Here is a 17048-nt window from a genome sequence, read left to right as displayed (position 1 = left end):
CGCCGCCTGACGTGGTTCAAGTTGTTGTCCACAGCCTGTGCACAATGGGAGGTGGCGACAGGTCGGTTTGACCGGATGGCGTAGCCGCGCGTACCGTGACCAGGTCGAGTTGTCGATGGCTGCTGCCGCCTGCCTCCGATGGGCAAAGATCACGGTCTTGTGATCGTGAAGCGGTGCACTCGGGCGTATTGCGAGCTACTCGTGGGCGCACGGTGACAGCCAGGCGATGTCCCGCCATCTACGAATCATTTCTGGAGCCCCCGAGTGAGCAAGCGCACCTTCCAGCCGAACAACCGTCGTCGTGCGAAGACCCACGGCTTCCGTCTGCGTATGCGCACCCGCGCCGGCCGCGCCATCCTGGCGAACCGCCGTGGCAAGGGTCGCGCGAGCCTGTCCGCCTGATCCACCTCAAACAGGTCATGACGTGCTGCCTACCGAGAATCGGCTGAGGCGGCGCGAGGACTTCGCAACTGCGGTACGACGAGGACGCAGGGCCGGGCGCCCGCTCCTCGTCGTCCACCTACGCAGCGGTGCAACGGACCCGCACGCGCCTGGGGAGAGCGCTCCCCAGACGCGTGCGGGTTTCGTCGTGAGCAAAGCCGTAGGCGGTGCGGTCGTACGCAACCAGGTGAAGCGTCGCCTCCGCCATCTCGTGCGAGACCGTCTCACCGAGCTGCCCCCCGGTAGCCTGGTGGTCGTACGGGCGTTGCCCGGTGCCGGCGACGCCGACCACGCACAGCTGGCCCGAGACCTGGACGCCGCTCTTCAGCGGCTACTGGGAGGGGGCGCGCGATGAAGTACCCGCTCCTTGCTCTCATCAAGCTGTACCAGTGGACGATCAGCCCCCTTCTGGGGCCCGTCTGCCGGTACTACCCGTCGTGTTCCCACTACGGATTCACGGCCATCGACCGGCATGGCGCGGTCAAGGGCACGGCCCTGACCGCCTGGCGCATCCTGCGGTGCAATCCGTGGTCGCCCGGCGGAGTGGACCACGTCCCCACGCGCAAGCGCCCCCGCTGGCACGAGATGCTGCGGAACGCGCTGCGTGGCGACAAGGGCGGGTCCCCCGCCGAGACGAGCCCGGCCGCCGAGACCTCGCCCAATGCTCAAGGAGCCTGATTAGTGGACACGATCGCCAGTCTGTTCAGCTTCATCACCTGGCCTGTTTCCTGGGTCATCGTCCAGTTCCACAAGGTGTACGGGGCGGTCTTCGGCCCTGACACGGGCTGGGCCTGGGGCCTGTCCATCGTGTCCCTCGTGGTGCTGATCCGTATCTGTCTGATCCCGCTGTTCGTCAAGCAGATCAAGTCGACGCGGAACATGCAGGCGCTCCAGCCGAAGATGAAGGCGATCCAGGAGCGCTACAAGAGCGACAAGCAGCGTCAGTCCGAAGAGATGATGAAGCTGTACAAGGAGACGGGTACCAACCCGCTCTCCTCGTGCCTTCCCATCCTGGCTCAGTCGCCGTTCTTCTTCGCGCTGTACCACGTGCTGTCCTCGATCGCCTCGGGCAAGGTCATCGGGGTCATCGACCAGCCGCTCCTCGAGAGCGCTCGTCAGGCCCACATCTTCGGTGCCCCGCTGGCCGCCAAGTTCACGGACAGCGCCGAGAAGGTCGCCGCGCTCGACGCCTCGCTGACCGATGTCCGCATCGTCACCGCGATCATGATCGTCCTGATGTCGGCCTCGCAGTTCTTCACCCAGCGCCAGCTGATGATGAAGAACGTCGACCTCTCGGTGAAGACGCCGTACATGCAGCAGCAGAAGATGCTCATGTACATCTTCCCGGTGATCTTCGCCGTCATGGGTGTCAACTTCCCCGTCGGTGTCCTCGTCTACTGGCTGACCACCAACGTGTGGACCATGGGCCAGCAGATGTACGTGATCAGCCAGAACCCGACCCCGGGCAGCAAGGCACAGGACTCCTACCTCCAGCGGCTCCTGAAGAACGTCACGCAGCACGGCGAGGTCCGCGGCCGTCGCCGGAAGAACGTCGTCAAGGCCATCGTGGCCAAGGGCGGCGACCGCAACGAGAACGAGCGCCGCTTCTTCGCGGGTCTCGCCAAGGCCGGTTTCGCCGCCCAGACCGACGGCAACGTGCTGAAGAGCGACACGGTCGCCGCCGAGGCCGAGGGCGGTGCCGCCAAGCGCCAGCAGCCCAAGCGCCAGACCAAGGCCCAGCGCCAGGCCGGCGCGGCCAAGGAAACGGTGGCGGACACCGAGGAGAACTCCGGACCCGCCACCGAGGACGAGGGCCCCTCGGAGGCCCTCTCGCTCGAGAAGAAGCCCACGGCCAAGGACGAGTCGAAGGACGCGGCACCGGCCGACAAGCCCGGCCGCCCGAGCCGTGCCAACTCCGGAGGCTCCCGCCAGGGCAAGTCCGGTCAGCGCAAGGGCCAGCAGCGGCCCAAGCACCCGTCCTCCAAGAAGTAAGCCGCCCAGAAGCAAGAAGGAGTCCATCCGTGACGGAAGGCACCACCACCGCCGCTGCCGAGGGCGACACCCTGACCCGCCTGGAGCAGGAGGGTGAGATCGCGGCCGACTACCTCGAAGGCCTGCTCGACATCGCCGACCTCGACGGTGACATCGACATGGACGTCGAGGCGGACCGCGCCGCGGTCTCGATCATCAGCGACTCCAACGGCCGCGAACTGCAGAAGCTCGTGGGCCGCGACGGTGAGGTCCTGGAGGCCCTTCAGGAGCTGACCCGGCTGGCCGTGCACCGTGAGACCGGTGACCGCAGCCGCCTGATGCTGGACATCGCCGGCTTCCGCGCCCAGAAGCGCGCCGAGCTCGCCGAGCTGGGCGCCAAGGCCGCGAACGAGGTGAAGACCTCGGGCCAGCCGGTCAAGCTGGACCCGATGACGCCGTTCGAGCGCAAGGTCGTGCACGACGCGATCGCCGCCGCCGGTCTGCGCAGCGAGTCCGAGGGCGAGGAGCCGCAGCGCTTCGTCGTTGTGCTTCCGGCCTGAACCCTCACGTAGTGTCGGCCCCGTCTGTTCGCAGGCGGGGCCGATCTTTGTCAGCCCGATAGTCAGCCACCACAGTGCGCCCGCACGCTGGACGTGCGGTACGGAAGGACGGTTCCCGTGACGGAGGAAGCGGAGCTCCCCGAGGCTCCGGAGCAGGCGCGGACAGTCTTCGGTGAGTACTTCCCGGAGGCCGTGCGGTACGCGGAGCTCCTGGCGGACGCGGGTGTGAAGCGCGGCCTCATCGGCCCGCGTGAGGTTCCGCGTCTCTGGGAACGCCACCTGCTGAACTGTGCCGTCCTCTCGGAGGTCGTCCCCGAGGGCGTCACGGTCTGCGATGTGGGCTCGGGCGCAGGTCTGCCCGGCATCCCGCTGGCTCTGGTCCGGCCCGATCTGAAGATCACGCTTCTTGAGCCCCTTCTGCGTCGGACGAACTTCCTCCAGGAGGTCGTCGAACTGCTCGGACTCGACCATGTGACCGTGGCCCGGGGGCGAGCGGAGGAGATGCTCGGCAAGATCACCCCCGTGCACGTGGTGACCGCCCGAGCGGTTGCCCCACTGGACCGGCTCGCGGGCTGGGGAGTTCCCCTGCTGCGCCCGTACGGCGAGATGCTCGCGCTCAAGGGCGACACCGCTGAGGAGGAGATCAGCGGAGCACGGGCCGCGCTCGCCCGTCTCGGCGTCGTGGAGACCTCGGTGCTGCACGTGGGCGAGGGGATCGTCGATCCACTGTCCACGGTCGTGCGCGTGGAGGTCGGCGAGAGCCCCGGTGGTGTGCGGTTCGCTGCCAAGCGGGCCAAGGCCGCACGGACGAGCAAGACCCGTCGCCGTCGCTGAACGTCCCCATACGTCCCATTTCGGAGTGTCGGACGGTCCTGGTGCGGCAGCAGGGGCAAGGTGTTTCACGTGAAACGTCGCTCACTGCTGCAAGGGATCATCGGCCGCGGACGCGCGGCCGCCATGCCTCGGGACCGTCGCCCCCGGGTGAATCCACCCACGAGGGTCACGGGGTTGTCCACAGAGGTGGATTCACCCACAGAACCACCGGCCTCGCTGGTTCACGACCCCGAAAGCATGACAGGCTCTTCCCATCGCGAGCCTGAAGCCGAGGAGAGTGAATCCTTGCGGTCCGACGCCAACATCGCGGGACCGATGACCGATGCGGTCCCCGGTCCCCGAATCGAATCGGCGGGGGAGGATGTTTCACGTGAAACACCGCCCCCGATGGACGACACCCCCATGGGGCACGCTGCCCAGCTGGCCGTAGAGGCCCTGGGCCGTGCCGGTGAGGGACTTCCCCGCCCCGCTCAGACGCGCGTCATGGTGGTCGCCAACCAGAAGGGCGGCGTGGGCAAGACGACCACGACGGTCAATCTCGCCGCCTCCCTGGCGCTGCACGGTGCCCGCGTCCTGGTCATCGATCTGGACCCGCAGGGCAACGCCTCCACGGCACTGGGTATCGATCACCATGCCGAGGTCCCCTCGATCTATGACGTCCTGGTGGACAGCAGGCCGCTCTCCGAAGTGGTCCAGCCCGTCAAGGACGTCGAAGGTCTCTTCTGCGCCCCCGCCACCATCGATCTCGCCGGTGCGGAGATCGAGCTGGTGTCGCTGGTGGCGCGGGAGAGCAGACTCCAGCGGGCGATCCAGGCGTACGAGCAGCCGCTCGACTACATCCTGATCGACTGTCCGCCCTCCCTCGGCCTCCTCACGGTCAACGCGATGGTGGCCGGTGCCGAGGTCCTGATCCCGATCCAGTGCGAGTACTACGCGCTGGAAGGGCTCGGTCAGCTCCTGCGGAACGTCGATCTCGTGCGGGGACACCTCAACCCCGGACTGCATGTCTCGACGATCCTGCTCACCATGTACGACGGCAGGACGAGGCTCGCCTCGCAGGTCGCCGAAGAAGTGCGCACCCACTTCGCCGAGGAAGTCCTGCGGACCAGCATCCCGCGATCGGTCCGCATCTCGGAGGCACCCAGCTACGGACAGACCGTCCTCACGTACGACCCGGGCTCCAGCGGGGCCCTGTCTTACCTCGAAGCAGCCCGTGAGATCGCCCTGCGGGGGGCCGCAGTGCACTACGACCCGCAGCACGCCCACCATGTCGGGCACCGGAACAACCAGCACAGCATGTCGGAGGGGATTCAGTGAGTGAGCGACGTAGGGGACTGGGGCGTGGGCTCGGTGCGCTGATCCCCGCTGCTTCCCAGGAACGGCAGGCGCCGGCCGACAACGGGGCCTCCCCCGCCGGAGCCCAGGTGCTCGCACCGGTCCGGGGGGTGGCCGCCGCGAAGCTGGCGAACCTCCCGCAGAGCACGCAGTCCCCGGAGGCGTGGAACGGCGCCGGGAACCAGGGTCTTCCCCAGTCTCCGGCCGGTGCCTACTTCACCGAGCTTCCGCTTGCCGACATCACCCCCAACCGGCATCAGCCGCGTGAGGTCTTCGACGAGGACGCCCTCGCGGAGCTGGTCGCCTCCATCAAGGAGGTCGGCCTCCTCCAGCCCGTCGTCGTCCGCAGGACCGATGCCGACAGCTACGAGCTCGTCATGGGTGAGCGGCGGCTCCGGGCCTCCAAGGCGGCCGGTCTGGAGACCATTCCCGCGATCGTGCGGGACACCGACGACGAGAAGATGCTCCTGGACGCCCTCCTGGAGAACCTGCACCGCGCCCAGCTGAACGCGATCGAGGAGGCGCACGCCTACGAGCAGCTCCTCAAAGACTTCGGCTGCACCCATGACCAGCTCGCGGAGCGGGTCGGACGCTCCCGGCCGCAGATCTCGAACACCCTGCGTCTGCTGCGTCTCTCGCCGACGGTACAGCGGCGGGTGGCCGCCGGAGTGCTCTCCGCCGGACACGCCCGCGCGCTGCTCGGTGTGGAGGAGTCCGAGGCCCAGGACAAGCTGGCGTACCGGATCGTCTCCGAGGGGCTCTCGGTGCGTTCCGTGGAGGAGATCGTGAGCCTCATGGGCTCCGAGGAGCCTGCCGGTGCCGTCAAGCCGAAGGGACCACGGGCGGGTGCCCGGGTGTCGCCCGCGCTCACCGATCTGGCCTCTCGTCTCTCGGACCGCTTCGAGACCCGGGTGAAGGTCGATCTGGGGCAGAAGAAGGGCAAGATCGTCGTCGAGTTCGCCTCGATGGAGGATCTGGAGCGCATCCTGTCCAGTCTCGCTCCCGGAGAGGGCCGGGTCATGGACCAGAAGAACGCGAAGGAGGGCCGGGAGGGCTGACGCCTTCCGCCGTCCCAGTGCCCTGGGCGGGCCGTGCTCCGGTCTCCACCGGAACGCGGCCCGCCCTTTGCCTGTGGTCGGTGTCGTACCGATCTCCTGATCGATACGATTCCGAGAGGCGTATCCGTACTCGTCCGCGAGGGAAACGAGGAGCAGCCGTGGGGCGTCGGCTCGTACCGCTCACGCTGGACAACCTTCCCGACCTGCCCACGCGGTGCCGCTCCTGCGTCTTCTGGGAGCTCGACCCGGTCAGCGGTGAGGCGGCGGTGAAGGCGGGTCGAGCCGAGCGGGAGAAGGAAGCCTGGATCTCGGGCGTCCTCCTGGAATGGGGTTCCTGCGGGCGCGTGGTCTACGTCGACGAGGTGCCGGTCGGCTACGTCCTCTATGCTCCCCCGGCCTATGTACCACGCTCGACGGCCTTCCCGACGAGTCCGGTGTCGGCTGACGCGGCACAGCTGATGACCGCCTGGATCATGCCCGGCTACCAGGGGCAGGGGCTGGGCAGGGTGGTGGTGCAGACGGTGGCCAAGGACCTGCTGCGGCGGGGCTTCAAGGCGATCGAGGCCTTCGGGGACGCCCGCTGGAAGGAACCGGCCTGTGTGCTGCCGGCTGATCATCTGCTCGCGGTGGGCTTCAAGACCGTACGGCCGCACCCGGCTTTCCCGAGGATGCGGCTGGAACTGCGAACGGCGCTCTCCTGGAAGGAGGACGTCGAGATGGCACTCGACCGCCTTCTCGGGGCGGTCCAGAAGGAGCCGGTCCTGCGACCGCTCTGAGAACCCTCGCCGAGCAGGGCGGGCGTGCTCCCGGTACCGGGGCACGAGAACGGCCCGCCCCCGGCAGGGGCGGGCCGTATCTGTTTCACGTGAAACGTTGCCGCTGTTTCACGTGAAACAGCGAGGGTGTCAGGCCTTGGTCGGCTCGACGAAGCCCTCCAGGTCGCGCAGGATGGCGGCCTTCGGCTTGGCGCCGACGATCGTCTTCACGACCTCGCCGTTCTGGTACACGTTCAGCGTCGGGATCGACATGACGCCGTACTTGGCGGCGGTGTCGGGGTTCTCGTCGATGTTGAGCTTCACGACCTCGATCTCACCGTGCTCGGCGGCGATGGCCTCCAGCGACGGCGCGATCTGACGGCACGGGCCGCACCAGGCAGCCCAGAAGTCCACCAGGACGGGCTTGTCGCTCTTGAGGACGTCTTCGTCGAAGGAAGCGTCGGTCACAGACTTGAGGGCCACAGCGGCCTCCTTGATCTCGCGGGGTGTAGGGGTGGGGAGAGTCGGGTTCAGACCGCGGGGGTCTCGGCCAGCTTCTCGCTGTCCGCGAGGGCGGCCAGGAAGCGCTCGGAGTCCAGGGCGGCGGAGCAGCCGGTACCGGCTGCCGTGATGGCCTGACGGTAGGTGTGGTCGACGACGTCACCGGCGCCGAAGACACCCGCGAGGTTCGTACGGGTGGAGGGGGCGGAGACCTTGAGGTAGCCCTCGTCGTCCAGGTCCAGCTGGCCCTTGAAGAGCTCGGTCCGCGGGTCGTGGCCGACAGCGATGAAGAGGCCGGTGACGGGCAGCTCGCGGGTCTCGCCGGTCTTCGTGTCGCGCAGGGTCAGACCGGTGAGCTTCTGCTCCCCGTGGATCTCGGTGACCTCGCTGTCCCAGGCGAAGGAGATCTTCGGGTCGGCGAAGGCACGCTCCTGCATCGCCTTCGAGGCGCGCAGGCTGTCCCGGCGGTGGACGATCGTGACGGACTTGGCGAAGCGCGAGAGGAAGGTGGCCTCCTCGATCGCGGTGTCGCCGCCGCCGACGACGGCGATGTCCTGGTCCTTGAAGAAGAAGCCGTCGCAGGTCGCGCACCAGGAGACACCACGGCCGGAGAGCGCGTCCTCGTTGGGCAGACCGAGCTTGCGGTGCTGGGAGCCGGTGGTGACGATGACGGCCTTGGCGCGGTGCACGGTGCCGGCGGTGTCGGTGACGGTCTTGATGTCACCGGTCAGGTCCACGGCGACGATGTCGTCGGGAACCAGCTCGGCGCCGAAACGCTCGGCCTGGGCGCGCATGTTGTCCATGAGGTCGGGACCCATGATGCCGTCACGGAATCCGGGGAAGTTCTCGACCTCGGTCGTGTTCATCAGGGCGCCACCCGCGGTGACCGCCCCCTCGAAGACCAGGGGGTTCAGCGACGCACGGGCCGTGTAGAGGGCAGCGGTGTATCCCGCGGGCCCGGAGCCGATAATGATCACGTTACGGACGTCGCTCACGGGTTTCTTCCTCGTCTCTGCAGACTGCCACTGCCTACGGGGCGATTGTCTCGGTCACTCTCACCCCACCCAACGGATACTAAGGGGCGTGCATTCCCGAGACCGCCGCACGGCACTGGAGCTGGGCGGGAGGAGGGGTCAGGAGCGGGCGTAGGTCTCGCTGAACAGGACACGGGCGCTCGTGCTTCCGGCCCCACCGGCGGATCCGTTCGCACAGGAGGCATCGAGTACGTACGCCTGGACCCGGTTGCTGTCCGCGGGGTCGGTCAGGACGAGCAGATAGGCCGGTGCCCCCTGGTACTCGCCGAGTTCCTGGCCCAGTACCGCGTCGGTGCGTCCGGTTCCTGCCAGGACGCAGCCGGGGGCGGTGGCTTCCCTGTTCTGCCGGGGGGTCGGGCCGTCGGTTCCGGTGGACATCGACCCGGGCCCGACATCCCGGGGTGTCTTGGAGGTACCACCCTCCTGCAGGAGGACCTGCACCCGGTCTTCGACCGGGGACCCGGAGAACGGGGCGAAGGCCGCTCCGGCGCGCATGTCGGCCTTCTTGGTGGCTGCTGCCGCGTTGTTCGAGGTCGGATTGTGGGCCTGGCTGAGGTACAGACCCGCTCCGAGGACGACGGCGCCGAAGGCGGCGCCGATCGTGGCCAGCAGGGTGACGCGCCGACGTCGAGGCCGAGCACCCCGTCCGGGGCCGGTGGCCGCGCCGGGACGGCCACCGGGACGGTCGACGGCGGGGGACGAGGGAGTGGAGGGGGTGGAAGGAGACGTTCTCACCAGGGTGCGCGATGTTTCACGTGAAACATCGCTGTCGCTATCGGGTCTGGTGGCGCTGAGAAGGGCCTCGGCGGCCAATGCCGCGTCGATCCGGCCCGCGATCTCGGCGGGCATGCGCGGCGGACCGGGCAGGGTGCCCAGCAGGCCTCGGATCTCCTCCAGGGAGGCCCGCACGTCGTCACAGAGCGGACAGCCCTCCAGATGCCTGCGGACGACCGTGGAGCGGCTCGGTGGAAGGAGCCCCTCAGTCAGGTCGGAGATCTCCGAGACGTCCGGGTGCTGTGTGGTGTCGGCCCTGCCGGCCGTGGAAGTCACGTGCGCCCACCTCCGCCCTTCACAGCAGCTGGATCAGTCGGTCCGATGTCCTTCGGTCCCGGCACCGTTGGGACGGATGCCCCCGGCGTCCGGTTCCTTCCCCCTTCGAGGGGCTCGTTACCCACGGTGTCGGCGCGCAGATGAGTGACCAGCGGCAGCAGGCGTGCCCGCCCGCGCGCACAGCGGCTCTTCACGGTGCCGGTGGGAACGTCGAGGATACGGGCCGCCTCCGCCACCGGATATCCCTGCATGTCGACCAGGACGAGTGCGGCGCGCTGGTCGGGGGCGAGGGTGCCGAGGGCGGCGAGGAGTTCCCGATGCAGGTCCTGACGCTCGGCCGGGGCCTCGGCGGACTCATGGGGTTCGAGGAGTTGTTCGAAGCGGGCGGTGTCGTCCACGGGCGACGTCCTGCGCGAGGCGGTCTTGCGCACCCGGTCGAGGCAGGCGTTCACGGTGATCCGATGCAGCCAGGTGGTGACGGCCGACCGGCCGCGGAAGGTGTGCGCGGACCGGAAGGCGGACACCAGGGCGTCCTGGACGGCGTCGGCGGCCTCCTCGGGGTCCCTCAGGGTCCGCAGGGCCACGGCCCACAGCCGGTCGCGGTGCCGCCGGACCAGCTCGCCGAAGGCGTCGGGGTCCCCGGCGACATGGCGGGCCAGGAGCTCCTCGTCGGCGGCGGTCCGGAGGTCGTCAGCCGCAGGAGTCACGGTTCCCCTCCTCGCTCGGCAGCCGTGCAGGCATTCAATCCGGTCCGTGCCCGGAAGTAAATGAGCGCCGGGCTGGGCCCGGCGCTCACGGTGGTGCACGGTCGGTTACCGGGGCGTGCCCTGGAACGACACGTTGGTGATGGCCTGCTTGTAACCGGCGCGGGAGTACTGGTCGCCGGTGGCGTACGGCACGGAGGTCATCCAGAGCAGCACGTAACGGGCCTTGACCGGGGTCTTCGTCTCCGGGTTCGCGGTCGATCCCGAGGTCTCGACCGTGGCGATCTTCTTCATGGAGTCCGGGGTGCCGGACGGGGAGAGCGAGTCCGCCGCGTACAGGGTGATCGCGGTCTTCGGGCCTCCGTAGCGGAGCGCTATCGAGGCGGACGAGACGTTCTGCTCGCTCCCGAGGTCGTAGACGATGCCGACGCCCTGCTTGTACGGCGCCAGGACGGGGCCGCCGACGAAGCTCTTGGTGCGCCAGTACGAGGAGCTGTCGTTGTCGTAGGTGTCGCCGACGCTCTCCGGGTTCTGCGGTTTGTCGTCGGGGGCGTACTCCTCGGCCGAGCTGATCGTCAGCGGCTTGGGCGGCTCCGGCTTCTCGTCGACGAGGGGCGGGGCCGTGGTCGGCGTGTCGACGGGGGGCTCCTTGCCGATGAGCTGGTCCGCGATCTGCCAGCTGCCGACGCCCAGGGCGGCGATCAGCAGGGCCGAGATGGTCCACTTCAGCGCCCTGCCGGTACGGCTCTGCATCGGGTGCGGAGGGACGATCACCGGCTGGGTGATCACCGCGCGGGGCTGTGGACGCCCGTAGGAGCCCTGCTGGTAGGTGGTGCGCTGGTACTCGGGCGGGGCGGTGAACTCCGGCTCCGGCGGCTTCACCCGTGGCATCGCGGCCACGGCCTTGGCCAGTTCGTCCGGGGTGGTGCAGGGCGGCTCCTGGCGCGAGGCGGTGGCCCCGTCGTTGGCCAGGGCGCGCATGGCGATCTCCGAGAGGCCCCGGTGGACCCCTGCCCGGACCTGGTCGGGCGGGAGCAGCCCGATGCCCTTGGGAAGCCCGGAGAGGCCGTAGGCGTCGCTGTCGTACGGCCAGCGCTGGGTGAGGGCGGCGTACAGGAGGGCGCCGATGGCCTCGGTGTCGCTGCGCTGCGGGCGCTCGGCGGTGATGCCGCGCAGGGCGGCGTTCACGGCCAGGCCACGGATGCGGTACTGGCCGGTGGAGCTGCGCAGGACGGCGCTCGGCGTGAGCCGGAGGTGCGAGAGGCCCTCGCGGTGGGCGGCGGCCATGGCCTGGGAGACCTGGCTGACGAGCTGGTAGGCGTCGTGGGCCTCCAGCGGACCGGCCGCGAGCAGCGCGGTCAGCTCGGTGGAGTCGGGCAGCCACTCGTGTACGACGTAGACCAGGTCGTTCTCCTCGACGGCGTCGAGGACCTGGACGAACCGGGGGTCGCCGAGCAGCGCCGAGGAACGGGCCGCCGCGAGGACCGAGCGGGCCCGGGGATGGTCCGCGGGCAGCAGGTGGACCCCGACCGCGCGCCGCAGTTTCTCGTCGACGGCCCGCCAGCTGCTGAAGCCGTCCAGACGGGTGACGCACTCCTCCAGCCGGTAGCGCCTGGCCAGCTTGTGGCCGCTGTGCAACTCGGGAGCCGTGATCGAGGGCTGTTCGCCGCTCTGTCGTTCGACCGCCTTCTTCTCCGTGGCCTCGGCGGTGCTCTCCGCCGTCTTCTGTTCCTCCGCCACCCCGTCGGTCGCGGCCGTCTCCGCCTTGGCGGTCAGCGGGTCGTCACCGCTGTTGTCGGCCACGTCGACGGCGGCCGTGCTACGTTCCGCCACCGTCGTTCCTGCCTCCCCATCCGTTGCGCCACATCCAACAGCCAAGCCAATTGTGCCCACAGTCGGACGCTATGCACGACACGCGGCTCCCCCCGATGGTTGTGCTGCCGCGCCGGATCAGCGTCCGAGTCGTCCGCGCACCATGCCGACCAGGGTGTTCAGTTCCGCGATCCGCATGCGCTTGGCGGCCAGGAAGAAGACACCGAGGAGGGCCGCTCCGCCGACGAGCAGGGCGACGAGCGAGCCCAGCGCGCCCTCACCGAGGAGCTTCAGCAGACCGAAGCCGATGGCGCCGGAGACGATCGCGGCGGGCACGGAGGCCATGCAGAGACGGGCGTAGGTCCGCAGCACGTGGGTGCCGTCCAGGTCGCCGCCGAGCCGCTTGCGGAGGCGGCGCCAGGCGATGCCGACGCCGACCGCGTAGGCGAGGCCGTACGAGGCGGCCATGCCGACGACGGCCCAGCGGGCGGGCAGGACGACGTAGCAGAGCGCCGAGGCTGCCGCGTTGACGGCGGCGACGATGACCGTGTTGTAGAACGGCGTCCGGGTGTCCTCGTACGCGTAGAAGCCACGGAGCACGACGTACTGGACGGAGTAGGGGATCAGACCGAGGCCGAAGGCCATCAGGATGAAGCCCATGCCCTGGGCGGCCTCGATGCCGCTGGAGGCGTAGAGGAGGGTGCACATCGGGACGCCCAGCGCCAGGAACGCGAAGGAGACCGGGACGATCGCGACGGCGGAGTTCCGCAGGCCCTGCGAGATGTCGTCGCGGACGGCGCCCGGGTCGTCGTCGTGGGCGGCGCGGGAGATGCGGGGCAGCAGCGCGGCCATCACGGAGACCGTGATGATGGCCTGCGGCATTCCCCAGATCAGCTGGGCGTTCGAGTAGGCGAGGAAGCCGGCGCCGTTCATCCCGGACTCCTCACCGGCGGCGGTGGCGAGCTGGGTGACGACGAGGACGCCCGCCTGGTTGGCGAGGACGAAGAGGACGGTCCACTTGGCGAGCTTGACGGTCTTGCCGAGCCCGTGGCCCTTCCAGTCGAAGCGGGGCCGGAAACGGAAGCCCGTCTCGCGCAGGTACGGGATCATCGCCAGGGCCTGGACGACGAGGCCGAGCAGGGTGCCGATGCCCAGCAGCCGGATGCCGTCGTCCGGGATGGTCTGCACGCCCATCTGGGACTCGGCGGAGGTGCCGTAGACCCAGATGAACAGACCGAAGGTGACGATCATGACGATGTTGTTGAGGACTGGGGTCCACATCATCGCGCCGAACTTGCCGCGGGCGTTGAGGATCTGGCCCATCACCACGTGTACGCCCATGAAGAAGATCGTGGGCAGGCAGTAGCGGGCGAACGTCACGGCCACGCTGTTCGCGGCGGCGTCGTCGGCGATGGTGTTGGACATCAGCCGGATGAGCAGCGGCGCGGCGAAGACGGCCGCGGCGACGATCAGACCGAGCGCCACCATGACGAGGGTGAGCAGCCGGTTGGCGTACGCCTCGCCGCCGTCCTCGTCGTTCTTCATCGAGCGGACGAGCTGTGGGACGAAGACCGAGTTGAGGCCGCCGCCGACGGTGAGGATGTAGATCATCGTCGGCAGCGTGTAGGCGATGGTGTAGGTGTCGCCGAGCAGGGCGGCACCGAGCGCGCCGGTGATGACCAGACTGCGGACGAAGCCGGTGAGCCGGGAGACCAGGGTGCCCGCGGCCATCACCGCGCTCGACTTCAGGAGCCCGGAGGCGCGGCCGGACTTCTTGGGCGCGGGGGCGGGCAGCGGGTCGGGCTCCGGTGCGGGCGGGGGCACCTGGCCGGGAGTCTGCTGGTCCCGGTAGAGGTGGGCGAAGGCGTCCGGCTCGGGGCTGTCCTCGCCGGCCCGGGTCACCAGGTCGTCGACTCCGGTGAACTGGACCGTGCGGGCGTCGTCGCCGTAGGGCAGGTGGCGGGAGGTGCCGTCGGGCTCCGGTGCCGGAGTCTGCGCCCAGACCCGGGGGTCGGGGGCGTGCTGGGGAGCGGTCGGCTGCGCGTAGAGCGGCTGGGGCTCCTGGTAGGTGCCGGGCGGCGGCGGGGGGTGCGCGGCGCGGTCGTAGAGCGCCTCGGACACGGGGTCCTGCGCGGAGAGGTCCTGGGCCCGGTAGGGGTCGTGGGTGTAGGCGTCCTGGACGTAGGGGTCCTGCGCGTACGGGTTCTGCTCGTACTGCCCCTGTGCCTGGGCGGGAGTGTACGGGCCCTGCCCTGGGGTGGGGGCGTACTGGCCCTGCCCGTGGGGCTGGAGGTACGGGCCCTGGTCATACGGGGTCTGCCCCTGGTACGGGGCGTACGGGGTCTGCGGTGGGGCACCCTGCGCGTAGGGGTTCTGTTCCTGCGGGGGCGGCACCGGCGGATGGCCGGGACCGGAGGGGGCCGCGGGCGTCCCACCGGACGGCGCGGCGCCGCCCGCGCCCTGGCCGCGGTCACCGTCGTACGGCGCGTTCATGGTTACCCCACCTCATCGTCCCCGGCCGACCGGCCACGACATCGCTCAACGGTCCACTTTCTCACCCGGGCCCGACGGGTCGCCGCTTTCGGACCCGGTGTCCGGCTCCGGGTCACTCGGCTGCTCGGCTTCGTCACCGTCCGCCCGCTCCGGCACCGTCCCGGGGACCGGGGACGTGCTGCCGTCCGGGTCGGTGTCGTCGTCCGTCCCCCGGGCGTCGGCGTTTTCGGTGCTCTCCGCCCGCGGGGTGTCCGCCTCTGCCGCTTCGGCCTCGGCATTGCGGGCGGCCACCCGCTTGCGCTGGGTGTACATCCGTACTCCGGCCAGGACGAGGAGCAGGACGCCGCCGGCGATCACCAGCATCACCGTGGCGGTGATCTCGGAGACCTTCACGATGAACGTCATCGGCTGCCCGTACGGGGTGCCGTCCTCGGTGTAGAGCTGGGCGGTCATCGGGACCTGGCCGTTGACGCTGGCGGTGGCGGTGAACTTCACGGACTGGCTGTGGCCGCCGTTGACCTTCACGGGGAGTTCGGCGACCCCTTCGTCACCGTTGAGCTTGAGCCTGCCCTTGTTGCTGGAGACGAGCCGCAGCTCCAGGTTCTCCACGCCCTGGAGCAGCTTGTTCTGGACGGTCACCGGGATGGTGGCACTGCGGCCCGAAAGAGTGAGGTCCGACTTGTCGACGAGCTGTACCCCCTCGGTGAGGGTCTGCAGATATTCCAGGACGTTGATCCGGTAGAGCGCGGCCGCCCTGGCCTGCCCCCGCCACGAGGTGGACATCTCGCGGTTGATCGCGTTGCCGAAGGGCGTCACGACACGGTCCGGCTGGGTCAGGATGACCTTGAAGTCGTCCAGCTCGTCGCGGGTGGTCTTCATGTCGCGGAAGGCCTGGACGGGCAGCTCCCGGTCGCGCAGCTTCTTGGGGTAGCGGGAGCTGCCGGGCACCCGGGTGGAGGCGTCCGGGTCGGGCTTGGCAGCGGCGGCGGCCACGAGGTCGCTCGGCTGGGTCCAGCGGCGGCCGGACAGGCCCTTCAGCGCGCTCGCCATGGTCTGCGCCTGGGAGATGCTCGGTACCCGCTGGGGGGCGACGACGATGCTGCGCTGGTCCTCCGGCTGCTCCAGGGTGATCGCGAGGGACTGGGAGAGGAACTCCTGGACCGCCCGGGTGGAGTTCTCGGTGCGGAGCATGTCCCCTTCGAACGCGGTGGACAGCAGGGCGTCGCTCACGACGGCCGTGGTGCTCCCGGTGCCGAAGGGACGGGCTGCCGTCGGTGTGTAGGAGAGCTCGTCGCGGACGCTGTCGCTGCGGGCGATCACCTTGTCGGCGCCCGCCGAGGTCGCGACGGCCACGATGGAGGGGTCCACGGCCCCGTCGGCGGGCCACGCGAAGTCGGTGGCGGCCCGGGTGTGCAGCACGGTCTCCACGGTCATCCCGGCGAGTGCGGTCGCCGACTGGAGGTGTTCGAGGGAGCCGGGGACGTCCTTGCCCCGGTGGGCCAGAGAGGCGAGGTCGGGGTCCGCGAAGGGGAGCGCGACGACCTTGCGGCCCTGGACCGCCTTCTCCAGCGCGTCCAGCCAGCTCCTGGCGACGGCCTGGTTCTTGCCGGGGACGTGCAGGGACCCCTCCTTGACCCGGTAACCGTTCGCCATGGCGTCGACGGAGGCCAGCAGGTCCGGGTCGACCACCCAGGTGACGGGGAGGTCCTTGCCGAGGGAGACGAGCTGGTCGAGGCGCCCGCCGGGCTTCAGCTCGGTGGCCAGGGCGTCGTCCTCGAAGACGGGGGTCTGCTGGTCGTCCGTGGCGGTCTCCGCGGAGACATGGGCGGAGGAGATCAACGGCCAGAGGTAGGTGAGCTGGGTCTTCTTCTCGGTGGGGTCGGGCTGGTACGGCAGGAACGTCCGCTCGATGCCGAGGACCCGGTCGTAGCGCCGGTCCGAGGTCTGCCCGGTGAGGGACACACCCAGCTGGTACACGCCCGCCTCGTCGAGCTCGAGTTCGGAGACCGGGACGGAGAACGAGAAGTCCGCGCTGAGACCGGCGGCGAGACGGGGAATCTTCACCACCGGGGCGTCTTCGAGCGGCGCCGGGTCGCTGTCGTCCCGGTAGCCGGTGCGGTCCGTCGCTTGGTCGATCTCGCTGCGGCTCGTCATCCGGGGCCCGACCCGCAGGTCGACGGTCGCGTCGGTGATCGCCCTCTTGCCCCGGTTGGTGACCGTCCCGGTGACCTTGACCGTGTCCCCCTCGACGGGCGCGCTGGGGCTCAGTGTGTCGAGGGACACGTCGACGGTCTTCGAACCGGTGGCGTCCTCGGCGGCGGACGCCGTGGACGTGGCCGCGGGCGCCTGGAGCAGTCCGGCGAGGAGCGGTGCCCCCACGGCGACGGTGATGGTGCGCCGCAGCCATCGGCGAGCAGGTGAGGGACTTGTTCCCTGGATGTCTGCCGCCTCGGCCACGCGTTCGCCCGTCCTCGTCGTTGCCCGTGATGCCCGTGGGGTG

At 69.6% G+C, this 17048-nt stretch carries 16 protein-coding genes; 9 read left to right on the top strand and 7 right to left on the bottom strand.

The features are described 5' to 3' along the window. Positions 1-264 precede the first annotated feature (264 nt). The 9 genes from rpmH to ACIRQY_RS14215 all read left to right on the top strand — a co-directional run bounded on the left by rpmH (position 265) and on the right by ACIRQY_RS14215 (position 6975). Positions 265-402 (top strand): 50S ribosomal protein L34, encoded by a 138-nt coding sequence (gene rpmH, locus ACIRQY_RS14255; RefSeq protein ID WP_006381191.1) that lies wholly within the window; start codon positions 265-267, stop codon positions 400-402. 22 nt (positions 403-424) lie between these two features. Further along, positions 425-796 carry a ribonuclease P protein component gene (gene rnpA, locus ACIRQY_RS14250; RefSeq protein WP_351783314.1) on the top strand — a complete coding sequence of 124 codons (372 nt, stop codon included), beginning with the start codon at positions 425-427 and terminating at the stop codon, positions 794-796. Beyond that, positions 793-1119, top strand: coding sequence for a membrane protein insertion efficiency factor YidD (gene yidD / locus ACIRQY_RS14245; protein ID WP_403925113.1), 327 nt, complete (start codon positions 793-795; stop codon positions 1117-1119). Before rnpA ends, yidD begins: the two co-directional genes overlap by 4 nt. 3 nt (positions 1120-1122) lie before the next feature. Next, positions 1123-2433: a membrane protein insertase YidC gene (yidC, locus tag ACIRQY_RS14240; RefSeq protein WP_351783310.1), complete on the top strand. Its 1311-nt coding sequence runs from the start codon at positions 1123-1125 to the stop codon at positions 2431-2433. 29 nt (positions 2434-2462) lie between these two features. Further along, the gene (locus ACIRQY_RS14235) at positions 2463-2972 is read left to right on the top strand and encodes a R3H domain-containing nucleic acid-binding protein (protein ID WP_351783308.1); all 510 of its coding nucleotides are present in this window, start codon (positions 2463-2465) and stop codon (positions 2970-2972) included. 117 nt (positions 2973-3089) lie between these two features. After that, on the top strand, positions 3090-3806 hold the full coding sequence (rsmG, locus tag ACIRQY_RS14230) for a 16S rRNA (guanine(527)-N(7))-methyltransferase RsmG (RefSeq protein WP_351783306.1): 717 nt from the start codon (positions 3090-3092) through the stop codon (positions 3804-3806). Positions 3807-4043: 237 nt separating this feature from the next. After that, entirely contained in the window at positions 4044-5123 is a 1080-nt protein-coding gene (locus tag ACIRQY_RS14225) for an AAA family ATPase (protein WP_351783304.1), read from the top strand. Beyond that, on the top strand, positions 5120-6199 hold the full coding sequence (locus ACIRQY_RS14220; protein ID WP_403925108.1) for a ParB/RepB/Spo0J family partition protein: 1080 nt from the start codon (positions 5120-5122) through the stop codon (positions 6197-6199). The genes ACIRQY_RS14225 and ACIRQY_RS14220 overlap by 4 nt, the downstream gene beginning before the upstream one ends. Positions 6200-6357: 158 nt before the next feature. After that, complete coding sequence (locus tag ACIRQY_RS14215) at positions 6358-6975, top strand: GNAT family N-acetyltransferase (RefSeq protein WP_351783300.1); 618 nt, start codon at positions 6358-6360, stop codon at positions 6973-6975. Between the two features lie 129 nt (positions 6976-7104). Here ACIRQY_RS14215 and trxA read toward each other — a convergent pair whose 3' ends face one another. From trxA to ACIRQY_RS14180, 7 genes are all read right to left on the bottom strand, one after another. Continuing rightward, positions 7105-7437 (bottom strand): thioredoxin, encoded by a 333-nt coding sequence (gene trxA, locus ACIRQY_RS14210; RefSeq protein ID WP_351783298.1) that lies wholly within the window; start codon positions 7435-7437, stop codon positions 7105-7107. 47 nt (positions 7438-7484) lie between these two features. Then, the gene (trxB, locus tag ACIRQY_RS14205; RefSeq protein WP_351783296.1) at positions 7485-8450 is read right to left on the bottom strand and encodes a thioredoxin-disulfide reductase; all 966 of its coding nucleotides are present in this window, start codon (positions 8448-8450) and stop codon (positions 7485-7487) included. A gap of 138 nt (positions 8451-8588) precedes the next feature. Beyond that, positions 8589-9539 (bottom strand): hypothetical protein, encoded by a 951-nt coding sequence (locus ACIRQY_RS14200; protein WP_403925103.1) that lies wholly within the window; start codon positions 9537-9539, stop codon positions 8589-8591. Beyond that, positions 9536-10246, bottom strand: coding sequence for an RNA polymerase sigma factor SigM (gene sigM, locus ACIRQY_RS14195; RefSeq protein WP_403925100.1), 711 nt, complete (start codon positions 10244-10246; stop codon positions 9536-9538). Before sigM ends, ACIRQY_RS14200 begins: the two co-directional genes overlap by 4 nt. Before the next feature lie 105 nt (positions 10247-10351). Then, complete coding sequence (locus ACIRQY_RS14190; protein ID WP_403925097.1) at positions 10352-12076, bottom strand: protein kinase family protein; 1725 nt, start codon at positions 12074-12076, stop codon at positions 10352-10354. A gap of 117 nt (positions 12077-12193) precedes the next feature. Further along, positions 12194-14548, bottom strand: coding sequence for a murein biosynthesis integral membrane protein MurJ (gene murJ / locus ACIRQY_RS14185; RefSeq protein ID WP_403925094.1), 2355 nt, complete (start codon positions 14546-14548; stop codon positions 12194-12196). Positions 14549-14593: 45 nt separating this feature from the next. After that, positions 14594-17005, bottom strand: coding sequence for a DUF6049 family protein (locus ACIRQY_RS14180; RefSeq protein ID WP_403925091.1), 2412 nt, complete (start codon positions 17003-17005; stop codon positions 14594-14596). Between the last annotated feature and the right edge of the window lie 43 nt (positions 17006-17048).

It is taken from the genome of Streptomyces sp. NPDC101490, assembly GCF_044767145.1.
In the GTDB taxonomy this organism is placed as follows: domain Bacteria; phylum Actinomycetota; class Actinomycetes; order Streptomycetales; family Streptomycetaceae; genus Streptomyces.
Note: the sequence above shows the minus strand (reverse complement) of the source record. Positions and strands in the feature narration are given on the sequence as shown.

Bases quoted from the DNA above. Each gene is read 5' to 3' on its own strand.
- ACIRQY_RS14225 (WP_351783304.1), top strand. From the start codon at position 4,044: ATGACAGGCTCTTCCCATCGCGAGCCTGAAGCCGAGGAGAGTGAATCC.
- yidD (WP_403925113.1), top strand. From the start codon at position 793: ATGAAGTACCCGCTCCTTGCTCTCATCAAGCTGTACCAGTGGACGATC.
- murJ (WP_403925094.1), bottom strand. From the start codon at position 14,548: ATGAACGCGCCGTACGACGGTGACCGCGGCCAGGGCGCGGGCGGCGCC.